The 20,016-nt window shown below is 69.0% G+C and carries 16 protein-coding genes; 5 read left to right on the forward strand and 11 right to left on the reverse strand.

Annotated elements, in window-relative coordinates; all coding sequences use genetic code 11:
- Positions 1-17 precede the first annotated feature (17 nt).
- Positions 18-587, reverse strand: coding sequence for a DNA-3-methyladenine glycosylase I (locus ACIPVN_RS07665; protein ID WP_400441614.1), 570 nt, complete (start codon positions 585-587; stop codon positions 18-20).
- 131 nt (positions 588-718) lie between these two features.
- On the opposite strand from ACIPVN_RS07665, the gene ACIPVN_RS07670 reads away from it, so the two are divergent.
- Positions 719-1,492: a PoNe immunity protein domain-containing protein gene (locus tag ACIPVN_RS07670; RefSeq protein WP_400441618.1), complete on the forward strand. Its 774-nt coding sequence runs from the start codon at positions 719-721 to the stop codon at positions 1,490-1,492.
- A gap of 124 nt (positions 1,493-1,616) precedes the next feature.
- Here ACIPVN_RS07670 and ACIPVN_RS07675 read toward each other — a convergent pair whose 3' ends face one another.
- Entirely contained in the window at positions 1,617-2,663 is a 1,047-nt protein-coding gene (locus ACIPVN_RS07675) for an NAD(P)-dependent alcohol dehydrogenase (protein ID WP_400441621.1), read from the reverse strand.
- 52 nt (positions 2,664-2,715) lie between these two features.
- Positions 2,716-3,045 carry a hypothetical protein gene (locus ACIPVN_RS07680; RefSeq protein ID WP_400441624.1) on the reverse strand — a complete coding sequence of 110 codons (330 nt, stop codon included), beginning with the start codon at positions 3,043-3,045 and terminating at the stop codon, positions 2,716-2,718.
- A gap of 76 nt (positions 3,046-3,121) precedes the next feature.
- Here ACIPVN_RS07680 and ACIPVN_RS07685 point away from each other — a divergent pair, with 76 nt between their 5' ends.
- Positions 3,122-4,141: a hypothetical protein gene (locus ACIPVN_RS07685; RefSeq protein ID WP_400441627.1), complete on the forward strand. Its 1,020-nt coding sequence runs from the start codon at positions 3,122-3,124 to the stop codon at positions 4,139-4,141.
- Positions 4,142-4,223: 82 nt separating this feature from the next.
- Here the strand turns inward: ACIPVN_RS07685 and ACIPVN_RS07690 are convergent, their stop codons facing one another.
- The 5 genes from ACIPVN_RS07690 to recQ all read right to left on the reverse strand — a co-directional run bounded on the left by ACIPVN_RS07690 (position 4,224) and on the right by recQ (position 15,468).
- Positions 4,224-6,284 carry an acyl-CoA dehydrogenase gene (locus tag ACIPVN_RS07690; RefSeq protein WP_400441630.1) on the reverse strand — a complete coding sequence of 687 codons (2,061 nt, stop codon included), beginning with the start codon at positions 6,282-6,284 and terminating at the stop codon, positions 4,224-4,226.
- Positions 6,285-6,318: 34 nt separating this feature from the next.
- The gene (locus ACIPVN_RS07695; protein ID WP_400441633.1) at positions 6,319-7,389 is read right to left on the reverse strand and encodes an HTTM domain-containing protein; all 1,071 of its coding nucleotides are present in this window, start codon (positions 7,387-7,389) and stop codon (positions 6,319-6,321) included.
- Positions 7,386-8,198: a DUF5819 family protein gene (locus ACIPVN_RS07700; RefSeq protein WP_400441636.1), complete on the reverse strand. Its 813-nt coding sequence runs from the start codon at positions 8,196-8,198 to the stop codon at positions 7,386-7,388. The genes ACIPVN_RS07695 and ACIPVN_RS07700 overlap by 4 nt, the downstream gene beginning before the upstream one ends.
- 82 nt (positions 8,199-8,280) lie before the next feature.
- Positions 8,281-13,125, reverse strand: a complete 4,845-nt coding sequence (locus tag ACIPVN_RS07705) for a choice-of-anchor G family protein (RefSeq protein WP_400441639.1) — start codon at positions 13,123-13,125, stop codon at positions 8,281-8,283.
- Positions 13,126-13,434: 309 nt separating this feature from the next.
- The gene (gene recQ, locus ACIPVN_RS07710; protein WP_400441642.1) at positions 13,435-15,468 is read right to left on the reverse strand and encodes a DNA helicase RecQ; all 2,034 of its coding nucleotides are present in this window, start codon (positions 15,466-15,468) and stop codon (positions 13,435-13,437) included.
- Positions 15,469-15,782: 314 nt separating this feature from the next.
- Between recQ and ACIPVN_RS07715 the strand changes: the two genes are divergently transcribed.
- The 3 genes from ACIPVN_RS07715 (at position 15,783) to ACIPVN_RS07725 (ending at position 17,456) form a co-directional block, all read left to right on the forward strand.
- A complete protein-coding gene (locus tag ACIPVN_RS07715; RefSeq protein WP_400441645.1) occupies positions 15,783-16,121 on the forward strand; it encodes a hypothetical protein in 339 nt (112 codons plus the stop codon).
- 118 nt (positions 16,122-16,239) lie between these two features.
- Positions 16,240-16,542, forward strand: a complete 303-nt coding sequence (locus tag ACIPVN_RS07720) for a GNAT family N-acetyltransferase (protein WP_400441648.1) — start codon at positions 16,240-16,242, stop codon at positions 16,540-16,542.
- Positions 16,539-17,456 carry a pirin family protein gene (locus ACIPVN_RS07725; RefSeq protein WP_400441651.1) on the forward strand — a complete coding sequence of 306 codons (918 nt, stop codon included), beginning with the start codon at positions 16,539-16,541 and terminating at the stop codon, positions 17,454-17,456. The genes ACIPVN_RS07720 and ACIPVN_RS07725 overlap by 4 nt, the downstream gene beginning before the upstream one ends.
- Before the next feature lie 13 nt (positions 17,457-17,469).
- Here ACIPVN_RS07725 and ACIPVN_RS07730 read toward each other — a convergent pair whose 3' ends face one another.
- From ACIPVN_RS07730 to ACIPVN_RS07740, 3 genes are read right to left on the reverse strand one after another with little or no spacing between them, the layout of a single operon-like run.
- Entirely contained in the window at positions 17,470-18,927 is a 1,458-nt protein-coding gene (locus ACIPVN_RS07730; RefSeq protein ID WP_400441653.1) for a cation acetate symporter, read from the reverse strand.
- Entirely contained in the window at positions 18,924-19,298 is a 375-nt protein-coding gene (locus ACIPVN_RS07735) for a heavy metal transporter (protein ID WP_400441656.1), read from the reverse strand. The genes ACIPVN_RS07730 and ACIPVN_RS07735 overlap by 4 nt, the downstream gene beginning before the upstream one ends.
- Positions 19,295-20,014 (reverse strand): LytR/AlgR family response regulator transcription factor, encoded by a 720-nt coding sequence (locus ACIPVN_RS07740; protein WP_400441659.1) that lies wholly within the window; start codon positions 20,012-20,014, stop codon positions 19,295-19,297. Before ACIPVN_RS07740 ends, ACIPVN_RS07735 begins: the two co-directional genes overlap by 4 nt.
- Between the last annotated feature and the right edge of the window lie 2 nt (positions 20,015-20,016).

The raw sequence follows: 20,016 nt of genomic DNA on the forward strand, positions 1-20,016 counted from the left end.
CGCGACGGGCGGCACGCTCAGGCGCGCCAGCATCCCTCGATGTGATCGTCGACCATCCCCGCCGACTGCATCAGCGCGTACATCGTGGTCGCGCCGACGAAGCGGAACCCTCGCTTGCGCAGTTCCTTGCTCATCGCGGTCGACTCCGCGGTCACCGCCGGCACGTCGGCGAACGACGCCGGACGGGTGTCGGATGCCGGGGGCGCGAACGACCACATCAGCTCGTCGAGCTCGCCCTCGGCCATGTCGCGCACGAGTTGCGCGTTGCCGATCGTCGCCAGGATCTTCGCCCGATTGCGGATGATGCCGGCGTCGCCCATCAGTCGCTCGACGTCGTCGTCGCCGAAGTCCGCGACGACCGCGGGGTCGAATCCCGCGAACACCTCGCGGAAGCGCGGGCGCTTGCGCAGGATCGTGATCCACGACAGACCGGCTTGGAAGCCCTCGAGCGCCATCTTCTCGAACAGCGCCCGGTTGCCGTGCAACGGCGTGCCCCACTCCTCGTCGTGGTAACGGCGGTACTCGGCGTCATCACCCACCCAGCCGCAGCGCGCGCGTTCGTCGGGACCGGTGATCAGCGAGCTCATGCCCCCACGCTAGCGGCGGCCACCGACACGGACCCTCGTCTCGGGCCACCGAGAAGCCGGGTCCCTGAGCCTGTAGAAGGGCCCCGCCCCTATGCTCTTCCCCGGATGGGACCGACCAGAACGGAACGATCATGAGCACTCTCGACGACGGACGATTCCGCGACCCCCGCGCCGACCCCGAACCACTGCGGAAGTACCTCGCTGCTGTGCTGCGCAGCATCGACACCTCGCTCGAATGGATCGAGGAGGGCAAGCACAAGAACCCGCGCGACCTCCTCAACATCCGCGACCTCTCGCGCAAGCACTTCACGGCATTCTCCGTCTCGTACTCCATCGGGGAGCCGGTCGATCGCTTGCGTTACCACCTCGCCGGCGCGGTCGACGCTCACGTCGAGTACGACCTCCTGTCCCATCCCCAGCGGCTCGAACTCGGGAAGGAGCCCCGAACGTGGGTGGATGCCCCGACGTGGATGATCGAAACCGCCGAACTCCTCGGCGCCGTCATCCTCCTCGGCACCGAAGAACAACGCACCCGCATCGCCGACACCCTGCCGCTGCTCGGCCCCGACACCGCCCTCGAATACCTCGCCGGACAGCATCCGACCCTCGACGACATCGACGTCACCCTCTCCCACCCCCGCCCCTACGGCCGACTCATCACCGCCGTCCAGGCAGAACCCACCGCACGCCCGAAGCTCGTCGGCCAATTCGTGCAGCACTGGTACAACGGCACCCGCAAGCGCCAGGGCTGGGGCGAACACCTCCGCCAGCAGAAACGCGGCGTCGCCATCCAATACCCCGGCTACTGGTGCTTCACCGGCGCCGCCCTCACGAAACTCCTCGACATCGACGACTCCGGCTACCGCGACAACGAGTACTACCCCGAAGCATTCCTCCCCCACTGAGCTCCGTCGGCGGGGACGCTTCGACAGGCTCAGCGACCCGGTGAGGGCTCAACGACCCGGTGAGGGCTCAGCGGACCGAAGAGACGGGGTGCCTGAGCCTGTCGAAGGGCCCACCCCGCGGACCTCAGTCGGCGAAGGTCGCGGCGTCGATCACGAAGCGGTAGCGCACGTCCGACGCGAGCACGCGCTCGTAGGCGGCGTTGATGTCGGATGCCGGGATCACCTCGATCTCGGCGGCGATGCCCTTCTCGGCGCAGAAGTCGAGCATCTCCTGCGTCTCGCGGATGCCGCCGATGTTCGAGCCGGAGATCGACTTGCGTCCGCCGATGAGCGATCCGACGAACAGGGGAAGCGCATCGGACGGCATCCCCACGCACACCATCGCCCCGTCGACGTCGAGCATCCCGAGGTACGACCGCAGATCGATCGGCGCGCTGACCGTGTTGAGGATCATGTCGAACGAGCCGCGCAGCGAACGGAACGTGTCGTCGTCGCTCGTCGCGTAGTAGTGGTCGGCCCCCAGGCGCAGACCGTCGTCCTTCTTGCTCAGCGTCTGGGAGAGAACGGTGACCTCCGCTCCGAGCGCGTGAGCGATCTGCACACCCATGTGGCCGAGCCCGCCGAGACCCACGACCGCCACGCGCGAATCCGGCCCGACCTCCGCGTGCCGCAGGGGCGAGTAGGTCGTGATGCCCGCGCACAGGAGGGGCGCGGCGACATCGAGAGCGAGCGCATCCGGGATCCGCACGACGAAGCCCTCCGTCACGACGACCTTCTCGGAGTAGCCGCCCTGCGTGATCGTGCCGTCGCGGTCGACACTGCCGTAGGTGAAGACGGCGCCGTTGCGGCAGAACTGCTCCTCGCCGCGCCGGCACTGGTCGCACTCCCCACAGGAGTTGACCATGCAGCCGACACCGACGCGATCGCCGACCGCGTGCTTCGTGACCTCGGCACCGATGGCCGCGACCGTGCCGGTGATCTCGTGCCCCGGCGCGAGAGGGTACTCGCGGGCGCCCCAGTCGCCCCGCACCGTGTGGATGTCGGAATGGCAGATGCCGGCGAAGGCGACGTCGATCAGAACATCGTGGGGGCCGAGCTCTCGCCGCTCGATCGTGGTCTTCTCGAGGGGCGCGGCTTCGGAGGGGGCGGCATAGGCGTTCACGCGGGTCATGCACACGACGTTACCCGCGCCGCCTGTCCCGTCTTCTCAGAGTCGCCTCTTCTCAGAGTCGCGGACCGCGGATCGCCGTCATCAGCAGACGCACGCCGAAGCTGGTCACGGCCACGCCGACGATCGCGCAGAAGACCATCGGCGGCCAGGCCCAGATCTCGGTGTTGCGCCAGGGGATCGTGTCGGTCAGCACCCACTCGACCCGGATGCCGACGGCCACCACGGCGACGAGGAAGACCGCGCCGAACAGGATCACCACGGTGCAGGCGAGCACTCGCCCGGCCCGGGACGGCGCCGGGAGCGGAGCGTCGTCGTCGGGCGTGCCGTCATCGAGTGACGAATAGTCGACCTCGCGACGGAAGTACCGCCAGAGAAAGCTCATGCCGACGATTATCCCGTCTTCCGCGCGACGCCCCCGAGTCGATACGGTGAGCACGAGACTCTGGAGGGGAAGTCCCATGTACCGATCGTCCGCGCTCGCGCGTGTTCTGACCGTCATCGTCGCCGTGGTTCTCGCGCCCGTCGGCGCCGGACTCCTCGCCGGAGGGGGCCGGGTCTGGATGTCCTCGGTCTTCCAATACGCCCGTGAGCTCGACTTCGCGGAGCTGGCCGGACCGACCGCACTGCAGGCCCTCGGCATCCTGCTGCTCGTCGCCGTGGTGGTCACGGGGATCTGGAGCTCGGCGGGGCTCATCGCGGTCGGCGTGCTCTCCCTCGCACCGATCGTCTTCGCGATGTTCCCGGCCACGCTGATCACCTCGCAGCGCGTCATGCGCCTGCCCCTCGAGTGGACGGACGGCATCATCTACGGGGTGCCGCTCGTGCTCTTCCCCGTGCTCGGCACGATGGGGGCGGTCCTGGCCCTCGTGCGTCGACGCCCCGAGCCCACGGGCGCGGGCCTCGGCATCGTCGGCGGCATCCTCGCCCCCGTCCTGCTCGCTTTCGGCGCGGGACTCCTCGCCTGGGGGATCGGCACCGGGATGCTGTACGCGTATCAGCGCTTCGAGATGGCCGTGCAACCCGTCGCCGTGGCCTCGGTGCTGGGTGGGGTGATCCTCGTGGTGATCGGGATCGCGGTGACGCGCTGGTCGCCGTTCGCGCTGCTACTGCCCGCGCTCGCGCTTCTCGTCGTCAACGCGCTCGTGCTCCTCCCCGACGTGTTCTTCCCTGCGCTGTTCCCGTTGCCGCGGGAGATCAGCAGCACGCTCCCGGCCCTCCTGCTCTTCGGCACCGGCACGGCAGCGGCTTTCTTGTACCTCTCTTATACGTTCGTGCTGCGAGGGGTGCGCTCGCGGGCGCAGCAGACCCCCGCAGCCCCGGTCGCGGCTTCGTCGTCCGGGCAGCTCCCGGGTCAGCATCCGATCTACCCGCCGTCGCCCGCACAGTACTTCCCGGGAACGGGGACGGGTCCCGCGGCGCACTCCCCGGCGGTTCCGCCGTACCCGCCCGCTCCGGGCACCGGTCCGACCCGTTCATAACTCCGGAGAATCAACGGAAAAGGGCCCGATCACGCCGATCGGGCCCTTTCCGTGCAGTTCCCCCGGAGTTGTGAACCCCGGCTCAGTGCTTCTTCGCGGCGCGCAGCGCCTTCTCCTGGATCGGAGCCTCGCCGGAGGCCGCGAGGTCGGCGTAGTACGCGCGGGCCTCGTCCTGCCGGGCCTTCTCGGCACCCGAGGCGATCGGCGCGCGCACGTGCTCGGGCTCGTAGCCGAACGCGTTCACGAGGTCGAGCGCGTGCGGCCGCAGGCGGGCGCAGAGCCGGTCGATGTAGCTCGACACCGCCGCAGCGCGCTGCATCGACAGACGCCCGTTGATCAGATGCCAGGCGAGGTGCTTCTCGATGAGCTGCAGGCCGAAGAGGTCGCGCAGCCACGTCAGCACGGCCTTCGTCTGCTCGTCGTCGACGGTGCGCACGGCATCCGTGAACGCCTCCCACTGCAGCAGCTCGCCGTGGGCTCGGGCCGCTTCGATGAGCTCGGCCTGGTTCTCGTTGAACAGGCGGGCGCCGAGCGCCTTGTCCTTCGCACCGGGACGCAGCCGGTTCGCGATGTCGGCGACCATCTGCTGCACACGCTCGGTGAGCAACTGGTGCTGCTGCTCCTCGCGCAGACCGTTCTCGACCGACCGCGAGACCTGCCCGAGGTCGGCGACCGACTGCCCGAACTGGCGCAGTCCCGCCCCGTGGAAGAGCTTGCCGGCGGTCATCCCCACGGCGTACTTGGCCAGGGCCGCGGCATCCTTGCCCTTGAACTGACTCGCGTAGTCGGTGAGCAGACGCTTGCCGACGAGCTGCAGCAGCACGTTGTTGTCGCCCTCGAAGGTGACGTAGATGTCGAGGTCGGCGCGCAGCCCGACCAGACGATTCTCGAACATGAAGCCCGCGCCGCCGCACGCCTCGCGCGCCTCCTGCAACGTGTCGAGCGCATGCCAGGTCGACAGTGGCTTGAGCGCCGCGGCGAGGGTCTCGAGGTCTTCGCGGTCGTCGGGGGTGTCGGTGCGCCCGGAGAAGACGCCGTCGAACTTCTTGAGGAACTCATCGTGCGCGAAGATCTGCGCGTAGGTCGTCGCGAGGCGAGGCAGCAGGCGGCGCTGGTGCTTGCCGTAGTCGAGCAGCACGACCTCCTGCCCGTCGACGCCGTCGAACTGGCGACGCTGGGTCGCGTACGTGATCGCGATGTGCAGGCCGAGGGCGGATGCCCAGGATGCCGCGCCGTCGAGCGAGACGCGACCCTGAACGAGCGTGCCAAGCATCGTGAAGAAGCGGCGACCGGGGCTGTCGATGGCGCTGGTGTAGGTGCCGTCGGCGGCGACGTCACCGTACTTGTTGAGCAGGTTGGTGCGGGGGATACGCACCTGATCGAAGCTCAGGCGGCCGTTGTCGATGCCGTTGAGACCGCCCTTGAGGCCGTCGTCCTCGCGGCCGATTCCGGGGAGGTCGACGCCGTCTTCTCCGCGCAGCGGCACGTAGAAGCAGTGCACGCCGTGGTTCACACCGTTGGTGATGAGCTGCGCGAACACGGTCGCGGCGATGCCGTGCAGCCCCGCGTTGCCGAGGTACTCCTTCGTCGCCCCGCGGAACGGGGTGTGGATGACGAACTCCTCCGTCGCGGGGTCATAGGTGGCGGTGGTGCCGACCGCGGCGACATCGGATCCGTGGCCGATCTCGGTCATCGCGAACGCCCCGGGGATCGAGAGGTCCATGATGCCCGGGAGCCACTTCTCGTGGTGCTCCTTCGTGCCCAGCTGCAGCACGGCCGATCCGAAGAGCCCCCACTGCACGCCCGACTTGATCTGCAGGCTGGGGTCGGCGACGACCAGTTCCTCGAAGCTCGCGATGTTGGCGCCGTTGTTCTCCTCGCCGCCGAGCGACTTCGGGAACGCCCGGTGCACCGCCTTGTTCTCGACGAGCAGGTGCAGCTGGCTGAGCACGCGTTCCCGGTGCTCGTCCTTGCCGAGGTCGTCCTGCCGCCAGAAGGCGGAGTCCTTGATCATCTCGCGGGCCTCGCGGCGGGTATCGCCCCAGGTCCCCAGCAGGAGATCGTTGACGCGGGCGACATCGATGGCGGGGCTGGTGGCCTCGACGATCGGGGTCTTCGTGGTGCGGACGGCGGCGTCGACCATGAGCATTCCTCTCGGAGAAGAAGGTGGAGTGCTCTTATCGTAGGACTCCGACAACGTCGGGCGAAGTCACCTGTGCATCCTCTCCAACGGGCTGTCGGGGTGTGCCCTCTTCGGGTTGTCGGTTGCTCACAGTCCGGCGCCGCTTCCACCTCCGCGCGACCCAGAGTTGCACCTTGCGCCAGGTCACGTCGCGCACGAAGATCATGTCGCTGAAGATCATGACGAGTGAGAAGAACGGCAGCGACATCAGGATGCCGATGCCCGCGTGCATGCCCGTGATCGCGATCAACCCGAAGATGCGCGTCCACCGGTTGAGGAGCGTCAGCGGGAAGAACAGCTGCATGTAGACGCTCAACCACGAGGCGATGAAGATCGCCGGGGTCACGTGCCAGGCGATCTCGTTGAGCCAGGGGAACAGGATGAACTGCTCGAGGCGCAGCGGGTAGTAGGCGGCGATGCCCTCGGTCCACATCGACCCCTGCAGCTTCCACAGGGCGCTCGTGATGTAGACGATGCACAGCTGCGCGCCGATGAGGATGACGGCGACGTTGTTCGACAGCACCGGCACCCACCGCGGCAGCACGTGGTCGCGGAACGAGAGCGGATGCTCGTCGCGGGTGATCCGTCGACGGCGCGCATCGAGCGACCAGCGCCGCGACGTGTCGGCGAGCAGGAGGAAGAGGAGCATCACCCGGAACGTCTGGTAGTGCCCGGTGTTGAGCACGAGCGGGTTCGTCGACGCGTAGCCGAGCCACAGCACGACGAAGAGTGGAGCGATGATCCGCATCCGCCACCCGAGCAGGTAGGCGACCGCGACCGCGAGCAGCAGGGCGACCTTTATATAGGTGAACCAGTCGGGGTCGGTGCGCGAGAACAGGATCGAGATCGGCCAGACGTAGGTGTTGACCCCGCTCGGTCGATACAGCGACTCCCCCCAGCGCGATCCTTCGCCGAAGGTATAGGAGTAGTCCGGCAGATAGAGCAGGATGCTGACGATCGTGATTCCCGCGAAACCGATCCGCATCACGGCCAGGCCGTAGGTCGCGTGCCGGCGATCGAGCATCCAGTGCAGAAGAGAGTCCCAGAGTCGGGTGACCGCGTTCATTCGGCATCCTCCTCGTCGCCCGTGAGCGAGCCGGTGACGCCGGCCGCCTCGGCCCAGTGCAGGAACGTACGGGCGAACGCGTCTTCGCTCTGCTGCGACCAGTCGAGCACGGGGCGCCAGCCCAGTTGCGTATAAGAGGAGTCGGGGCGTACGGCATCCGGATCGTTGCGATCGTCCCACCGGATGACCGGACTGTAAACCGACCGGGTCTGCACGGCGAGGATCTCGCCGTCGTCGCCCCAGAGCGCGCGCGCCGCCTGCGTCGCGTACGAGGTCGTGTAATTCGTGGCGCGGATGAAGGAGCGCACGTCGCCCGCATTCGCGTCGTCGGCCGCGAGCAGAGCCTCGTTCAGTTCTGCCAGATCGGGACTCGTGTGGAAGTTCTCCTCGACCACGGCCTTCTGCGCATCGGTGAGCTTGCCGAACGAGGTCATGAGCTGCTCGGCGCCGATCACCGTGAGCTGCTTGCGCAGGACGCGACGATACGGTTCGGCGAGTTCGATGGCCGTGACGTCGACCCACTTCGTCTCGACCCGCTCGCCGTCCGGCGTCTCGACCCACGCCCGCACCCAGAGGTTGCGGTCGGCGCTGGCCGGGTCGGGGGCGAAGATCCGGTAGTCCTGCACGAAGTAGGGCCGGATCCAGGCATCCGCCGCCCGACCGGGCAGCGCCTCGTATTTGACCTCCGTCGACGGAACGTTGAACACGGCGGTGAGAGCGACGTGCGCCGCCGCCAGGAGCAGCGCTGCCGCGCTGACGATCTTCGCCGGCTTCGGAATCGGCTGCGCTCTCGTCGACGTGTGGGTCATCTGCGTCCTCTGCTCGGCCTGCTGCGGAGACGTTCGGCGGCACCCGAGCCGGGGGATCCCGGGTGCCGCCGATCATGAGCGGTCACGTCTTCGACGTCACCGACATCCGCCTCCTGCGTGCGCCGGCCGCGAGACCCGCGCCGGCCAACAGGAACGCCAGGCCCCAGACCAGCGACGGTCCGGATTCGGCACCCGTGGTCGCCAGACCCGATGGGGTCACCCGGAACTGGATGGAGACCGATCCGGACTCCGCTCCGGTGAGCGTCACGGTGTGGATGCCGAGATCCTGCGATGCCGGGATCGTCCAGGTGAACGTCACCTGACCGGCCGCGTTCGCGACCCGCGAGCCGAGGTCGAGCGGAGCGGACTGCATGACGCCCGTCACCACCTCACCCGGCCGGAATCCCGTTCCCGTCGCGGACTGGGACTCGCCCTGTGCGCGCTCCGGGTAGAGGATCGTGATCCCGAGCTCGGAGCCCGGATCGGTTCCGGTGTCCGTTCCCGTGTCGGTCCCGGTGTCGGTACCCGTATCGGTGTCGGTACCCGTGTCGGTGTCCGTCGCCGTGTCGGTGTCCGTCGCCGTGTCCGTGTCGGTGCCGGGGTCAGCGCCCGGATCCGTGTCGGTGTCGGTTCCCGGATCGGTATCCGTTGCCGTGTCCGTACCGGTGTCCGTGTCCGTACCGGTGTCCGTGTCCGTAGCGGTGTCCGTGTCCGTACCCGTATCGGTATCCGTACCGGTGTCCGTGTCCGTGCCCGGATCGGTATCGGTATCCGTACCGGTGTCCGTGTCCGTACCCGGATCGGTATCCGTGTCGGTTCCCGGATCCGTGTCCGTACCGGTGTCGGTATCCGTACCCGTATCGGTGTCCGTACCCGTGTCCGTGTCCGTACCCGTGTCCGTACCCGGATCCGTGTCCGTGTCCGTACCCGGATCCGTGTCCGTGCCGGTGTCCGTGTCCGTGTCCGTACCCGTGTCCGTGTCCGTGTCGGTTCCCGGATCCGTATCGGTGTCCGTACCCGGATCCGTGTCCGTGTCCGTACCCGGATCCGTGTCCGTGCCGGTGTCCGTGTCCGTACCCGTGTCCGTGTCCGTGTCCGTTCCCGGATCCGTATCGGTGTCCGTACCCGGATCCGTATCGGTGTCCGTACCCGGATCCGTGTCCGTACCCGTATCCGTGTCCGTACCCGGATCGGTGTCCGTGTCGGTACCGGGGTCCGTCACCGGATCGGTGTCGGTTCCGGTGGCCTCGACCACGAGGTCGGCCTCGGCGGTGTTACCGTTCACGTCCTCGCCGACCACGGTGTAGTCGCCCGGCTCGGCCGTTCCCGGAACCGTGAGCTGCGTACCCGCGGGCACCACGCCGTTCTCGTCGGTTTCGACGGTGACGGGCGCACCCACGGGGTCGCCCGCGGCGTCCTCGATCTGGAACGTGACCTCGGTCAACGGCGGCCACCCGTCGGAGGTGACGGTGGTCACGGCCCCCGGCGCGACCGGGCTGGTCACGTCGAGCGTCGGCGCGAACGCCTCCACCGTGACGTCACCCTCACCGGTGTTCCCGTTCTCGTCGGTGCCGACGACCGTGAAGGTGCCGGGATCCGCATCGGCCGGAACGGTGATCGTCGTTCCGGACGGAACGTCGCCGTTCTCGTCGGTCGTGACGATGACGGGCTCGCCCACGGGGTCGCCGTTCTCGTCTTCGAGCTGGAACGTGACCTCGGTCAACGGCGGCCACCCACCCGACGTGATCGTCGTGGGCTGCCCCGGCTTCACGGGACCCGAGAGCTCGACGGTCGGGGTCCAGGCCTCCACCGTCACGTCTCCCTCACCCGTGTTGCCATCAGCATCCACACCGACCACCGTGAAAGCGCCCGGATCCGCATCCGCGGGAACCGTCAGCACGGTACCTGCGGGAACGTTGCCCTCGGCATCCGTCGTCACCGTCACCGGCTCACCGACCGGGTTGCCGTCCGCATCCTCCAGCTGGAATGTCACCGACGTCGCCGGCGGCCACCCACCCGAGGTGATCGTGGTCGCCTGACCCGGCTTCACCGGACCCGAGAGCTCGACGGTCGGGGTCCAGGCCTCCACCGTCACCTCGCCCTCACCCGTGTTGCCGTCCGCGTCCTCGCCGACCACCGTCAGCGTGCCGGGCTCGGTTCCGACCGGAATCGTCAGCACCGTGCCGGCGGGGATGTTGCCGTCGGCATCAGCCTCGACCGTGATCGGGTCGCCGACCGGGTCGCCCGCCGCATCCTGCAGTTGGAACGTGATGCTCGCCAGCGGCGGCCACCCGCCCGACGTGATCGTCGTCGTCTGACCCGGCTTCACCGGACCCGAGAGATCGACGGTCGGCGTCCACGGTTCCACTGTGACCGACGCCTCCTCGGTGATCCCTTCGACGCCCGTGCCGACGACCGTGTAGTCGCCCGGCTCGGTGCCGACGGGAATCGTGAGCACGGTCCCTGCGGGCACGTTGCCCTCGGCATCCGTCGTCACCGTGACCGGAGCACCGACGGGCTCACCCTCGGCGTCTTCCAGCTGGAACGTCACCGACGTCGCCGGCGGCCATCCACCCGAGGTGATCGTCGTCGTCTGACCCGGCTTCACCGGACCCGATGCGTCGACGGTCGGGGTCCACGGCGCCACCACGAGCGGCCCTTCCGCGGTGTCGCCCCCGGCCTCACCCGTGACGACGTAGTCGCCCGGGTCGGTCGAGATCGGGACCGTGAGGGTCGTGCCGGCGGGGATGTTGCCGTCGGCGTCGGTCGTCACCGTGATCGGGTCGCCGACGGGGTCGCCGTCCGCGGTCTCGATCTGGAAGGTGACGTCGACTGCGGCGGGCCAACCACCCGAGGCGATCGTGGTCGTCTGACCCGGCTTCACCGGACCGGATGCCGTCAGCTGCGGTGTACCCGGAACGGCGAGCACCGTCACCGTGCCCTCGGCCGTGTTGCCGAACTCGTCTTCACCGGCGACCGTGTAGTCGCCGATCGCGGACCCGGCCGGAACCGTCAGCGTCGTGCCGGCGGGGATGTCACCGTTCTCGTCGGTCGTCACCGTCACCGGAGCGCCGACAGCGGCACCGGTGGGGTCTTCGAGCTCGAACGTGACCTCTGCCCCGGCGGGCCAGCCACCCGAGGTGAGGGTCGTGGACTCGCCGACCGTGATCGGACCGGTCGCCGAGACCGTCGGGCTGTAGGCCTCGACCACCAGCGGCGCTTCGACCGTCTGATCACCGGCGGATGCCGCGACCGTGTAGTCGCCGATCGCCGCCGTGGCGGGAACCGTCAACGTCGTTCCGGCGGGGAACTCTCCGTCGCCGTTCGTCGTCACGCTGATCGGCTCACCGACCGCCGTTCCCTCCGCATCACTGAGCTGCACACTCACCGCGGTGTTCGCCGGCCAACCGCTGGAAGTCAGCGTGGTGGGCTGACCCGGTTTCACCGGACTCGTCGCCTCGAGCAGAGGCGCGAGCGCGTTCGGCCCCGCTTCGGCTCGAGCGAGCACGAGCGTGCCCACGCCGCCTCCACCGGCGATTGCGCCGACCTCAAGGACGAACGCCTCCTGGCTGTAGATCGGGCCGTTGTCGGGCTGCACGTTTCCGCGGAGCGAGACGACGCCGTTGAGCAGGCTCACCGCCGGGGCGATCGCGGTGACGATTCCCGTGACCGCCGTTGTCACGGTGGGCACGACGGTGTTCACGACACCGCCCGGTCCGAGCAGCGCGGTGTTGATCGGCCCTGCGAGAGCCGCGACGAGCGTGCCGAGAGGGATCGGGACGTTCGCTCCCGCCACCTTGACCGTGATCGTGGCCGCCGGCGCGGGCGATCCCGGAGCGCCGGTGATGCTGCCGAGGGTCTGGTTCGTCACCGCGATCACGACGCCGGTTCCGAGGTCGATCGGCGTCGTGGAGCAGGTCGCTCCGGTGCCCACGACGCAGACGGTGCCGGAAATGTTCAGGACCGCGGCGTTGAGCGTGGTGGTGAGCGTGGTGCGAACGAGTTCGGGAACCGTGCCGAGCACGTTCCCGACGCGGGTGATCAGGTTGTTGAGCACTTCCGCCGAGAGCACCTCCTCACCGACGTCGAGGCTGTTGAGGCCCCGACCCGTGGTGTCGACCAGCAGCTCATCGAGGTCCGCCGAGACGACTCCTGTGCGCAGGTTGACCGTCACGACGCCGTCGCCGATGGGCGTGTCGAGGAGGGTGTTCAGCGCCTGATTCACCTGGGTGGTGATCGTGACGTTGAGGTTCGGGTTGCCGAGGATCGGCGCGAGCGCGGCGTTGAGGCCCGCGATCGCACCGGCCAGGAGGCCGTCCGGGCCGGTGAGGGTCGCGACCGCCGCGTCGACTGTCGAAGCGACGCCCCCGGTGCCGACGAGCGTGTTCGTGAGTCCCGTCACCGCGGGAAGCTGGAGCGTCACCGTTCCTCCGGCGACGTTGTAGTCGCGGGAGACGGTCCCGTCGCCCGCGAGAGAAACCTCGGAGCTGATCGCCCCGAGCGAGACATCGAGATCGCCGACGACGCTCGTCACCGTCGAGCCCAGCAGGCCCTGCAGGTTGAGCGAGGCATTCGCCGGGTACGCCCCGGCGCCGGTGGTATCGACCACGCCGTTGTCGGCGACAGCGCCGGTCGCGGCGCGACTCGAGCCATCGGGATTCGAGGCGGAGTACTGGTTCGCCGCGCCGAGCGTGAGGAAGTTCGAGAGCGCCGGCACGCTGAGACCACCCGGGATGCTCACGCTGAGGGCGTTGAGCGCCGTGATGTCGAGGCCGCCGGTGTCGACGACGGGTTCCCCCGTCGATCCGTCGTTGGTCGTCTGCACCCCCTGCAGCGCCACGACGTCGTCGAGCGGTAGCCCGCCGAGCAGAAGACTGCCCGTGAGGAATCGCGAACTGGAGGCAGACTCGTCCCCTGGAGCTGCCACCGCCGCTGTCGGGGCGATGACGCTCCCGACCACCACTGCACTGATTGCTGCTACTGCGAGGATTCTGCTCTTGGGCAGAGTCCTCCTTCGTGTACTGCTCATTTGCCCTCCCGTGATGTCGAACTGAGTTCGTCGTCACTAGGCCCCCCCAGGAACCGGCTTCTTTACCGGTCAGGCGCAAGTAAGAGTGTTTCTACGGGAGATTTCGATGGTTGTCTAGGCGTTCAGTGAATTCCATTTCAGGAATATTGGAGGTCGCGAAAGACCTCTTCGTCGGCTGTCATCCGCAGCGGACGGGGTCCGCGCGGGTCAGTTGGCGGCGATCACCGAGAGCACGGCGTCACCGTAGTCGTCGCGCTTCTTCGCTCCGATGCCGCTGATGCCATCGAGGTCGGCAAGGCTCGTCGGGCGGTTCTCCGTGAGGGCGCGAAGCGTGGCGTCGCTGAACACCATGTACGCGGGTCTCCCCAGTTCACGAGCAGTTTCTGCACGCCATACCCGGAGCGCTTCGAAGAGAGGCCGGTCATCGGCATCCACCGAATCCGCTGCCGTCGCCTTGCGCGCGCGCGTCGTCGTCGCACGCCCGATCGTGTCTTTACGCAGGGGCACCGCGGTCTCTCCGCGCAGCACTCCGGCCGCCTGCTCGCCCGGCGCGAGGGTGCCATATTCCCCTTGCGCCATGAGGATGCCGCGGGCGAGAAGTTGGCGCACGACACTGCGCCAGTCCTGATCGGAGAGATCGGAGCCGATGCCGTAGGTCGCGAGCTTGTCGTGCCCCTGTTGGCGGATGCGTTCGGTCGAGGCGCCCTTGAGGATGTCGATCAGGTGCCCCGCACCGAAGGCCTGGTTGCGCTCGCGCTTGAGGCGCACGACCGTCGAGAGGATCTTCTGCGCAGGCACGAGGCCGTCGAAGGTCTCGGTGTCTTCGAGGCAGGTGTCGCAGTTTCCGCACGGCGTCGATTCCTGGCCGAAGTAGCCGAGGAGGTTCTGCCGTCGGCACTCGACGGTCTCGCACAGCGCGAGCATCGCGTCGAGATGCTGCCCCATGCGCATCTTGAAGGTGCGATCGCCGGGACTCTGATCGATCAGGCGGCGCTGCTGCACGACATCGCCCAGGCCGTAGGCCATCCATGCGACCGACGGCTCTCCGTCTCGCCCCGCTCGACCCGTCTCCTGGTAATAGCCCTCGACCGACTTGGGCAGATCGATGTGAGCGACGAAGCGCACATCGGGCTTGTCGATGCCCATGCCGAATGCGATCGTGGCCACCATGATCACGCCGTCTTCGCGCAGGAAGCGCGATTGGTTGGCGGCGCGCACCTCGGCGGGGAGACCGGCGTGGTACGGCAGGGTATCGAGACCCTGCGCGGCGAGATAGGTGGCGGTCTGCTCGACCGACTTGCGGCTGAGCGCGTAGACGATGCCGGCGGCGCCCGCCTCCTGGGAACGGATGAACGAGACGAGCTGCTTGCGGGGGTCGACCTTCGGAACGATCCGGTACTGGATGTTCGGACGGTCGAAGCTCGCGACGAAGTGCTGCGCGGTGCCGAGCTGAAGCCGCTCGGTGATCTCCTGGTGCGTGGCGCGGGTGGCGGTGGCGGTGAGGGCCATGCGCGGCACCCCGGGGAACCGCTCGCCCAGGTCGCCCAGTGCGAGGTAGTCGGGGCGGAAGTCATGCCCCCACTGCGACACGCAATGCGCCTCGTCGATCGCGATCACACTGAGGGTGCCGCGCTGCAGGAGAGCCGTGGTCTGCGCGTTCGACAGCCGCTCGGGGGCGACGTAGATGACGTCGAGCTCACCCGCGATGTAGGCGCGCTCGACCTCGGCTCGCTCCTGCGGCGACTGCGTGGAGTTGAGATAGGCGGCGTTGACCCCGTTCGCTCGCAGCGCGTCGACCTGGTCGTGCATGAGCGCGATGAGCGGGCTCACGACGAGCCCTGTGCCCTCGCGCACGAGCGCGGGCACCTGGTACGTGATGCTCTTACCGCCACCGGTGGGCATGAGCACCACCGCGTCGCCGCCGGCGATCACCTGGTCGACGATCGCGGCCTGGTCGCCGCGGAAATCGTCGTAGCCGAAGACCGTGTGCAGCGCCTCACGCGCGGTCGCGTAGCGGCTCGGCGTGGCGCGGCGGGCGACGGGTGCGCTGTTCGGCCGCGGTGCGGACACCGGGGAGACCGGGGTCGCCGGACCGGGGCCCCAGTCGAGGGGAGGCTCGAATCCTGCTCCCTGCGGCTCCCAATCCATCGGCTCGGGCGGAGCGGACGGCTCGTAACCGTCGTCCCAGGGCTCATCGGCGTACGGCAGGTCCGCGTACGGGTCACGGGGAGTCTGCGGCATCCCTCCAGCGTAACGACCCCCGCCGACGCCGGCCCGCCCCTCTCCACAGGTCTCTCACGTGGGTCGCGGTCGCACCGCATCGGAGGAGATCTCACGCTACGCAGGAGCGTTACGGGGATCTGTTCCTGCCGAACGCGAGATCTCCTCCCGAACCTGCGAGAGGACCCTGCGGAGCGACGCCATTTGTCCGACGAGCAGCTGGACACATGGCCAGATTTCTGACCTTCTATCGGATGTCGCACCCTCGGATGCGGTTATCCACAGCGCCCCGCGCACAGGCACTCCTCCGGCACGGGCGCGCCTACGGTGGTTGCATGTTGCAGAAACAGCGGCCGCTGAGCGATGCCGATGTCGCGGTCGTCCTGGTGGTGCTCTTCATCCTTCTCTCACTCGCGCTCCCGCTGGTCATGTTCGTGTCGCACATGGGCGCCGCGGCGTGCGGCGACGCGTGCGACACCGAGACGAGCTGGTCGGCCGTGACCGCGTTCACGGCCTTCGACGGCATCCTCTTCGTCGCGGTGATGGTGCCGTTCACGCTGAGCGCGAAGCGCTGGAAGCGCTCCTGGCCCATCCCCGCAACAGGGCTCGCCGTTCTCCTCGTCGGCGCCCTCATCTCGTACGTCGTCATCCGCATCGCGATTCCCACGCTCTGAGGGGTCGAGACTCGCCGCAAGCATTCCGGGGCGTACGGCGTGTTGTGACCCCTCGAGGCGCGCGACCGCTGCCCGCGCACGGGCGTAGGTTTGAACCAGACGCCCGAAGGAGCATCCGATGACCGATATCACCGTCACCCGCAACGACGACGCCTCGCGCTACGAGATCCGCACCGGAGACCTGTTCGCCGGCTTCGCCGCGTTCGAGACGAAGCACGGTCAGATCCGGTTCACGCACACCGAGATCGACCCCGCGTTCCAGGGGCAGGGGCTGGCCGGCAAGCTCGCGAAGGCCGCGCTGACGGATGCCGCGGAGAGCGGCGATGCGATCGTGCCGCTGTGCCCCTACATCGCCTCCTACCTCGAGACGCACGAGATCCCGGGCGCAGAGATCCGCTGGCCGAAGCGACCGGGCGCATGATCGGCGAGCGGCGCATCGTCCTCGAGCCCCGCGAGGTCCCCCTCGGCGGAGTGCGGGGCATGAACGTGCTGCGAGCGCTGCCGCACCGCAACCTGCCGACCATCGGCGCCTGGTGCTTCCTCGATCGCTTCGGCCCGGCCGCCACCCGCATGCGGGTCGAGCCCCATCCGCACATCGGCCTGCAGACCGTGACCTGGCCGCTCGTCGGCGAGATCCGTCACCGCGACTCGCTCGGCAGCGATGCCGACCTGCGCCGCGGACAGCTCAACCTCATGACCGCGGGCAAGGGCATCTCGCACTCCGAGTACTCGATCGGCGACGATCCGATCCCCCTCGACGCCCTGCAGTTCTGGGTGGTGCTGCCGGAGTCGGCACGGCACGGCGCCGCGGGCTTCGAACGCCACACCGACCTGCCCGGCCTGTCTCTGCCCGCCGAGCAGGGAGCGGACGCCTCGGCCACCGTCGTCCTCGGCGAGTTCGCCGGCACCCGTTCACCGGCGACCGTACACACCCCGATCGTCGGCGCCGAGATCGTCGTGCCCGCGGGAACCCGAGTGCGGCTGCCACTGCTCCCCGAGTGGGAGCACGCCGTGATGCTCGTCGAGGGCGACGCGCGGGTGGCGGAGCATCCGCTCTCGCTCAACGACACCCTCTATCTGGGCGATTCCCGCGACGCCGTCGCCGTCGAGAGCGACGAGGGCGCCCTGCTGTTCGTGCTCGGCGGCGAACCGTTCGACGACGAGATCGTCATGTGGTGGAACTTCGCGGGCCGCTCGCACGACGAGATCGCCGAGGCGCGTGCCGAGTGGGAGGCGGCATCCGACCGCTTCGGCGAGGTCGAGGGGCACGACGTGCGCATCCCCGCTCCTCCGCTGCCGCCCGTGCGCCTGATGCCCCGCAGCCGCAAGATCTGACGACAGCGCCCCGTCACCCGCGCTCGGGGGTGTGCACGCGGGCGAGGAAGCGGTCGGTGCGGGGCGAGGGACCGCGCGGATCGAGCACCGACACGACGACCGTGACCACGACGGCGAGCGGGATCGTCCAGGCGGCCGGTTGCGCGAGATACGGTGCGGCGATCCCGACCCCGTCGATCGCCGCGTGTACGAGCAGCGCGAGCCCGCACGCGACCCCGCCGCTCACCATGCCCGCCACCGCTCCGCGCGCGGTGAGCCCGCGCCACCAGACCCCCAGCAGCACGACCGGCGACAGGGTGGATGCCGCCACGACGAACACCACGCCGACGCTCGCGACCAGCCCCGCCGGCACCGTGAGCAGGGCGATCGCGAGCGGCACCAGCGCGCAGAGCAGCGCCGAGACGCGGAACGAGCGCACCGATCCCGAGAAGACGTCCTGACTGATCACCCCGGCGAGCGACACGACGAGTCCGGCCGACGTCGCGAGGAACGCCGCGAAGGCCCCGGCGACGATGAGGGCCGTCAGAAGCTCGCCCATGATGCCGGGGAACACCCGCGACGGCAGCTGCAGCACGACGGTGTCGGCGAGACCCGGCACCGCGAGGTCGGGGGCGGCGATGCGCGCCAGCAGTCCCATGCCGCTCGACACCGCGTAGAACGCGCTCACCATCGCGATCACGATCACCGTGGTGCGGCGTGCCGAGACCCCGGTCGGGCTCGTGTAGAAGCGCACGAGCACGTGCGGCAGGCCCATCGTGCCCAGCAGCAGGGCGAGGAGGAGGGATGCCGTCTCATAGGCGTCGAACCCCGAGGGGCCGGCCTCGGCGGGGAACACGAGCGCGGGGTCGAAGTCGTGCGGACCGCCGCTCAGAGCGAAGGCGATGAGGATGACCGGCACGAGGAGCGCCGTGAGCTTGAGCCAGTACTGGAACGCCTGCACGTAGGTGATGGCGCGCATGCCGCCCGCGGCGACGGCGGCGGCCACGAGCACCGCCACGGTCACCGCACCCACCCACTCGGGCAGCCCCGCGACCACGACGAGGGTGATGCCCGCCCCGTGCAACTGCGGCACGATGTACAGCCAGCCGATGATGAGCACGGCCGCGCTCGTCACCCGTCGCGCCGAGGTCGAGTCCAACCGTGCCTCCACGAAGTCGGGGATCGTGTACGCCCCACTGCGGCGCAGAGGCGCCGCGACGAAGGCGAGCACCAGCAGATAGCCTGCCGCGTAGCCGATCGGGAACCAGAACCCGCGTGCCCCGTCGAGCAGCACCAGCCCGGAGAGGCCCAGGAAGGTGCCCGCCGACAGGTACTCCCCGCTGATCGCGGAGGCATTCCACACCGGGCGCACGGTGCGTGAGGCGACGAAGAAGTCGCTCGTCGTGCGCGAGATACGCAGGCCGTAGACGCCGATCAGCAGCGTCGCGACGACCACGAGCGCGACGCCGACGAGATCGAGGACCGCGTTCACTCGCGGTCCCGCAGCGCCCGGTACCGGCGCTCGTTGCGCGCGGCGGTGCGCACGTACAACAACGCGAACACGAGGATCACCGGGTAGAAGGCGAACGCCTGCAGCACCCACGACAGCGGCAGCCCCCACAGCACGATCCGGTCGATCGCGGGGATGAGGGCGATCGTCAACGTCATCGCCAGCACGACCAGCACGAAGCCTGCGATCGTACCGAGGGCGAGCCGGAACTGGCTGCGCATCAGAGCGCGAGCGTACACGGCATCCGCTTCGTCGACCGGGGATCCCGGCAGGGCGATCCCGCGCGTCGCCGTCGACGGGCGGCGCGGCACGGCATCCGCCGTCACCCGTACCCGCTTCGGCGCCTCGGTCACGGCATCCCCTCACTGCGCACCAGCGCTTCGCGCACGGTCGGTACCAGGCGCCTGCTCACGGGCAGCACGGTCTCGCCCACCGATACCGACGGATCGCCGCCCGAGAGGCGGGCCTCGGTGACGGCGGATGCCCGCACCAGTGTCGAGCGATGGATGCGCAGGAAACCGGCATCCGCCCACCGCGCCTCGAGCTCGGAGATCGGGATGCGCACGAGATGCCCGACATCGCCGTCGGCGTGGAGCCGCGAGTAGTCGCCTTGCGCCCGCACCCAGCGGATGTCGCTGCGGCGCACGAAGCGCACCGCCGATCCGATCGAGACGGGCAGCACCTCGTCGTCGCCGACGGAAGGCGCGTCGCCGCGTTCGATCACCCGGTCGACAGCTTGCCGCAGGCGGGCGGCGCGCACCGGCTTGAGCAGGTAGTCGGCCGCGCGCAGTTCGAAGGCCTCGACGGCGCGGGCGTCGTCGGCGGTGACGAACACGACGGCGGGAGGTTCGGCGAGCGACAGCAGTCCGCGCGCGAGATCGGTGCCGAGCAGACCGGGCATGTGGATGTCGAGGAAGGCGATGCGCACCGCGCGCTGTGACAGCTGACGCAGGGCATCGGCACCGGTCGTGGCGGTGAGGACGTCGCCGATGCGCTCATCGGTGCGCAGCAGATGCACGAGTTCGTCGAGCGCCGGTCTCTCGTCATCGGCGACGAGCACGTCGATCATGG

This window comes from Microbacterium sp. NPDC090003, assembly GCF_044748385.1.
Taxonomy (GTDB): domain Bacteria; phylum Actinomycetota; class Actinomycetes; order Actinomycetales; family Microbacteriaceae; genus Microbacterium.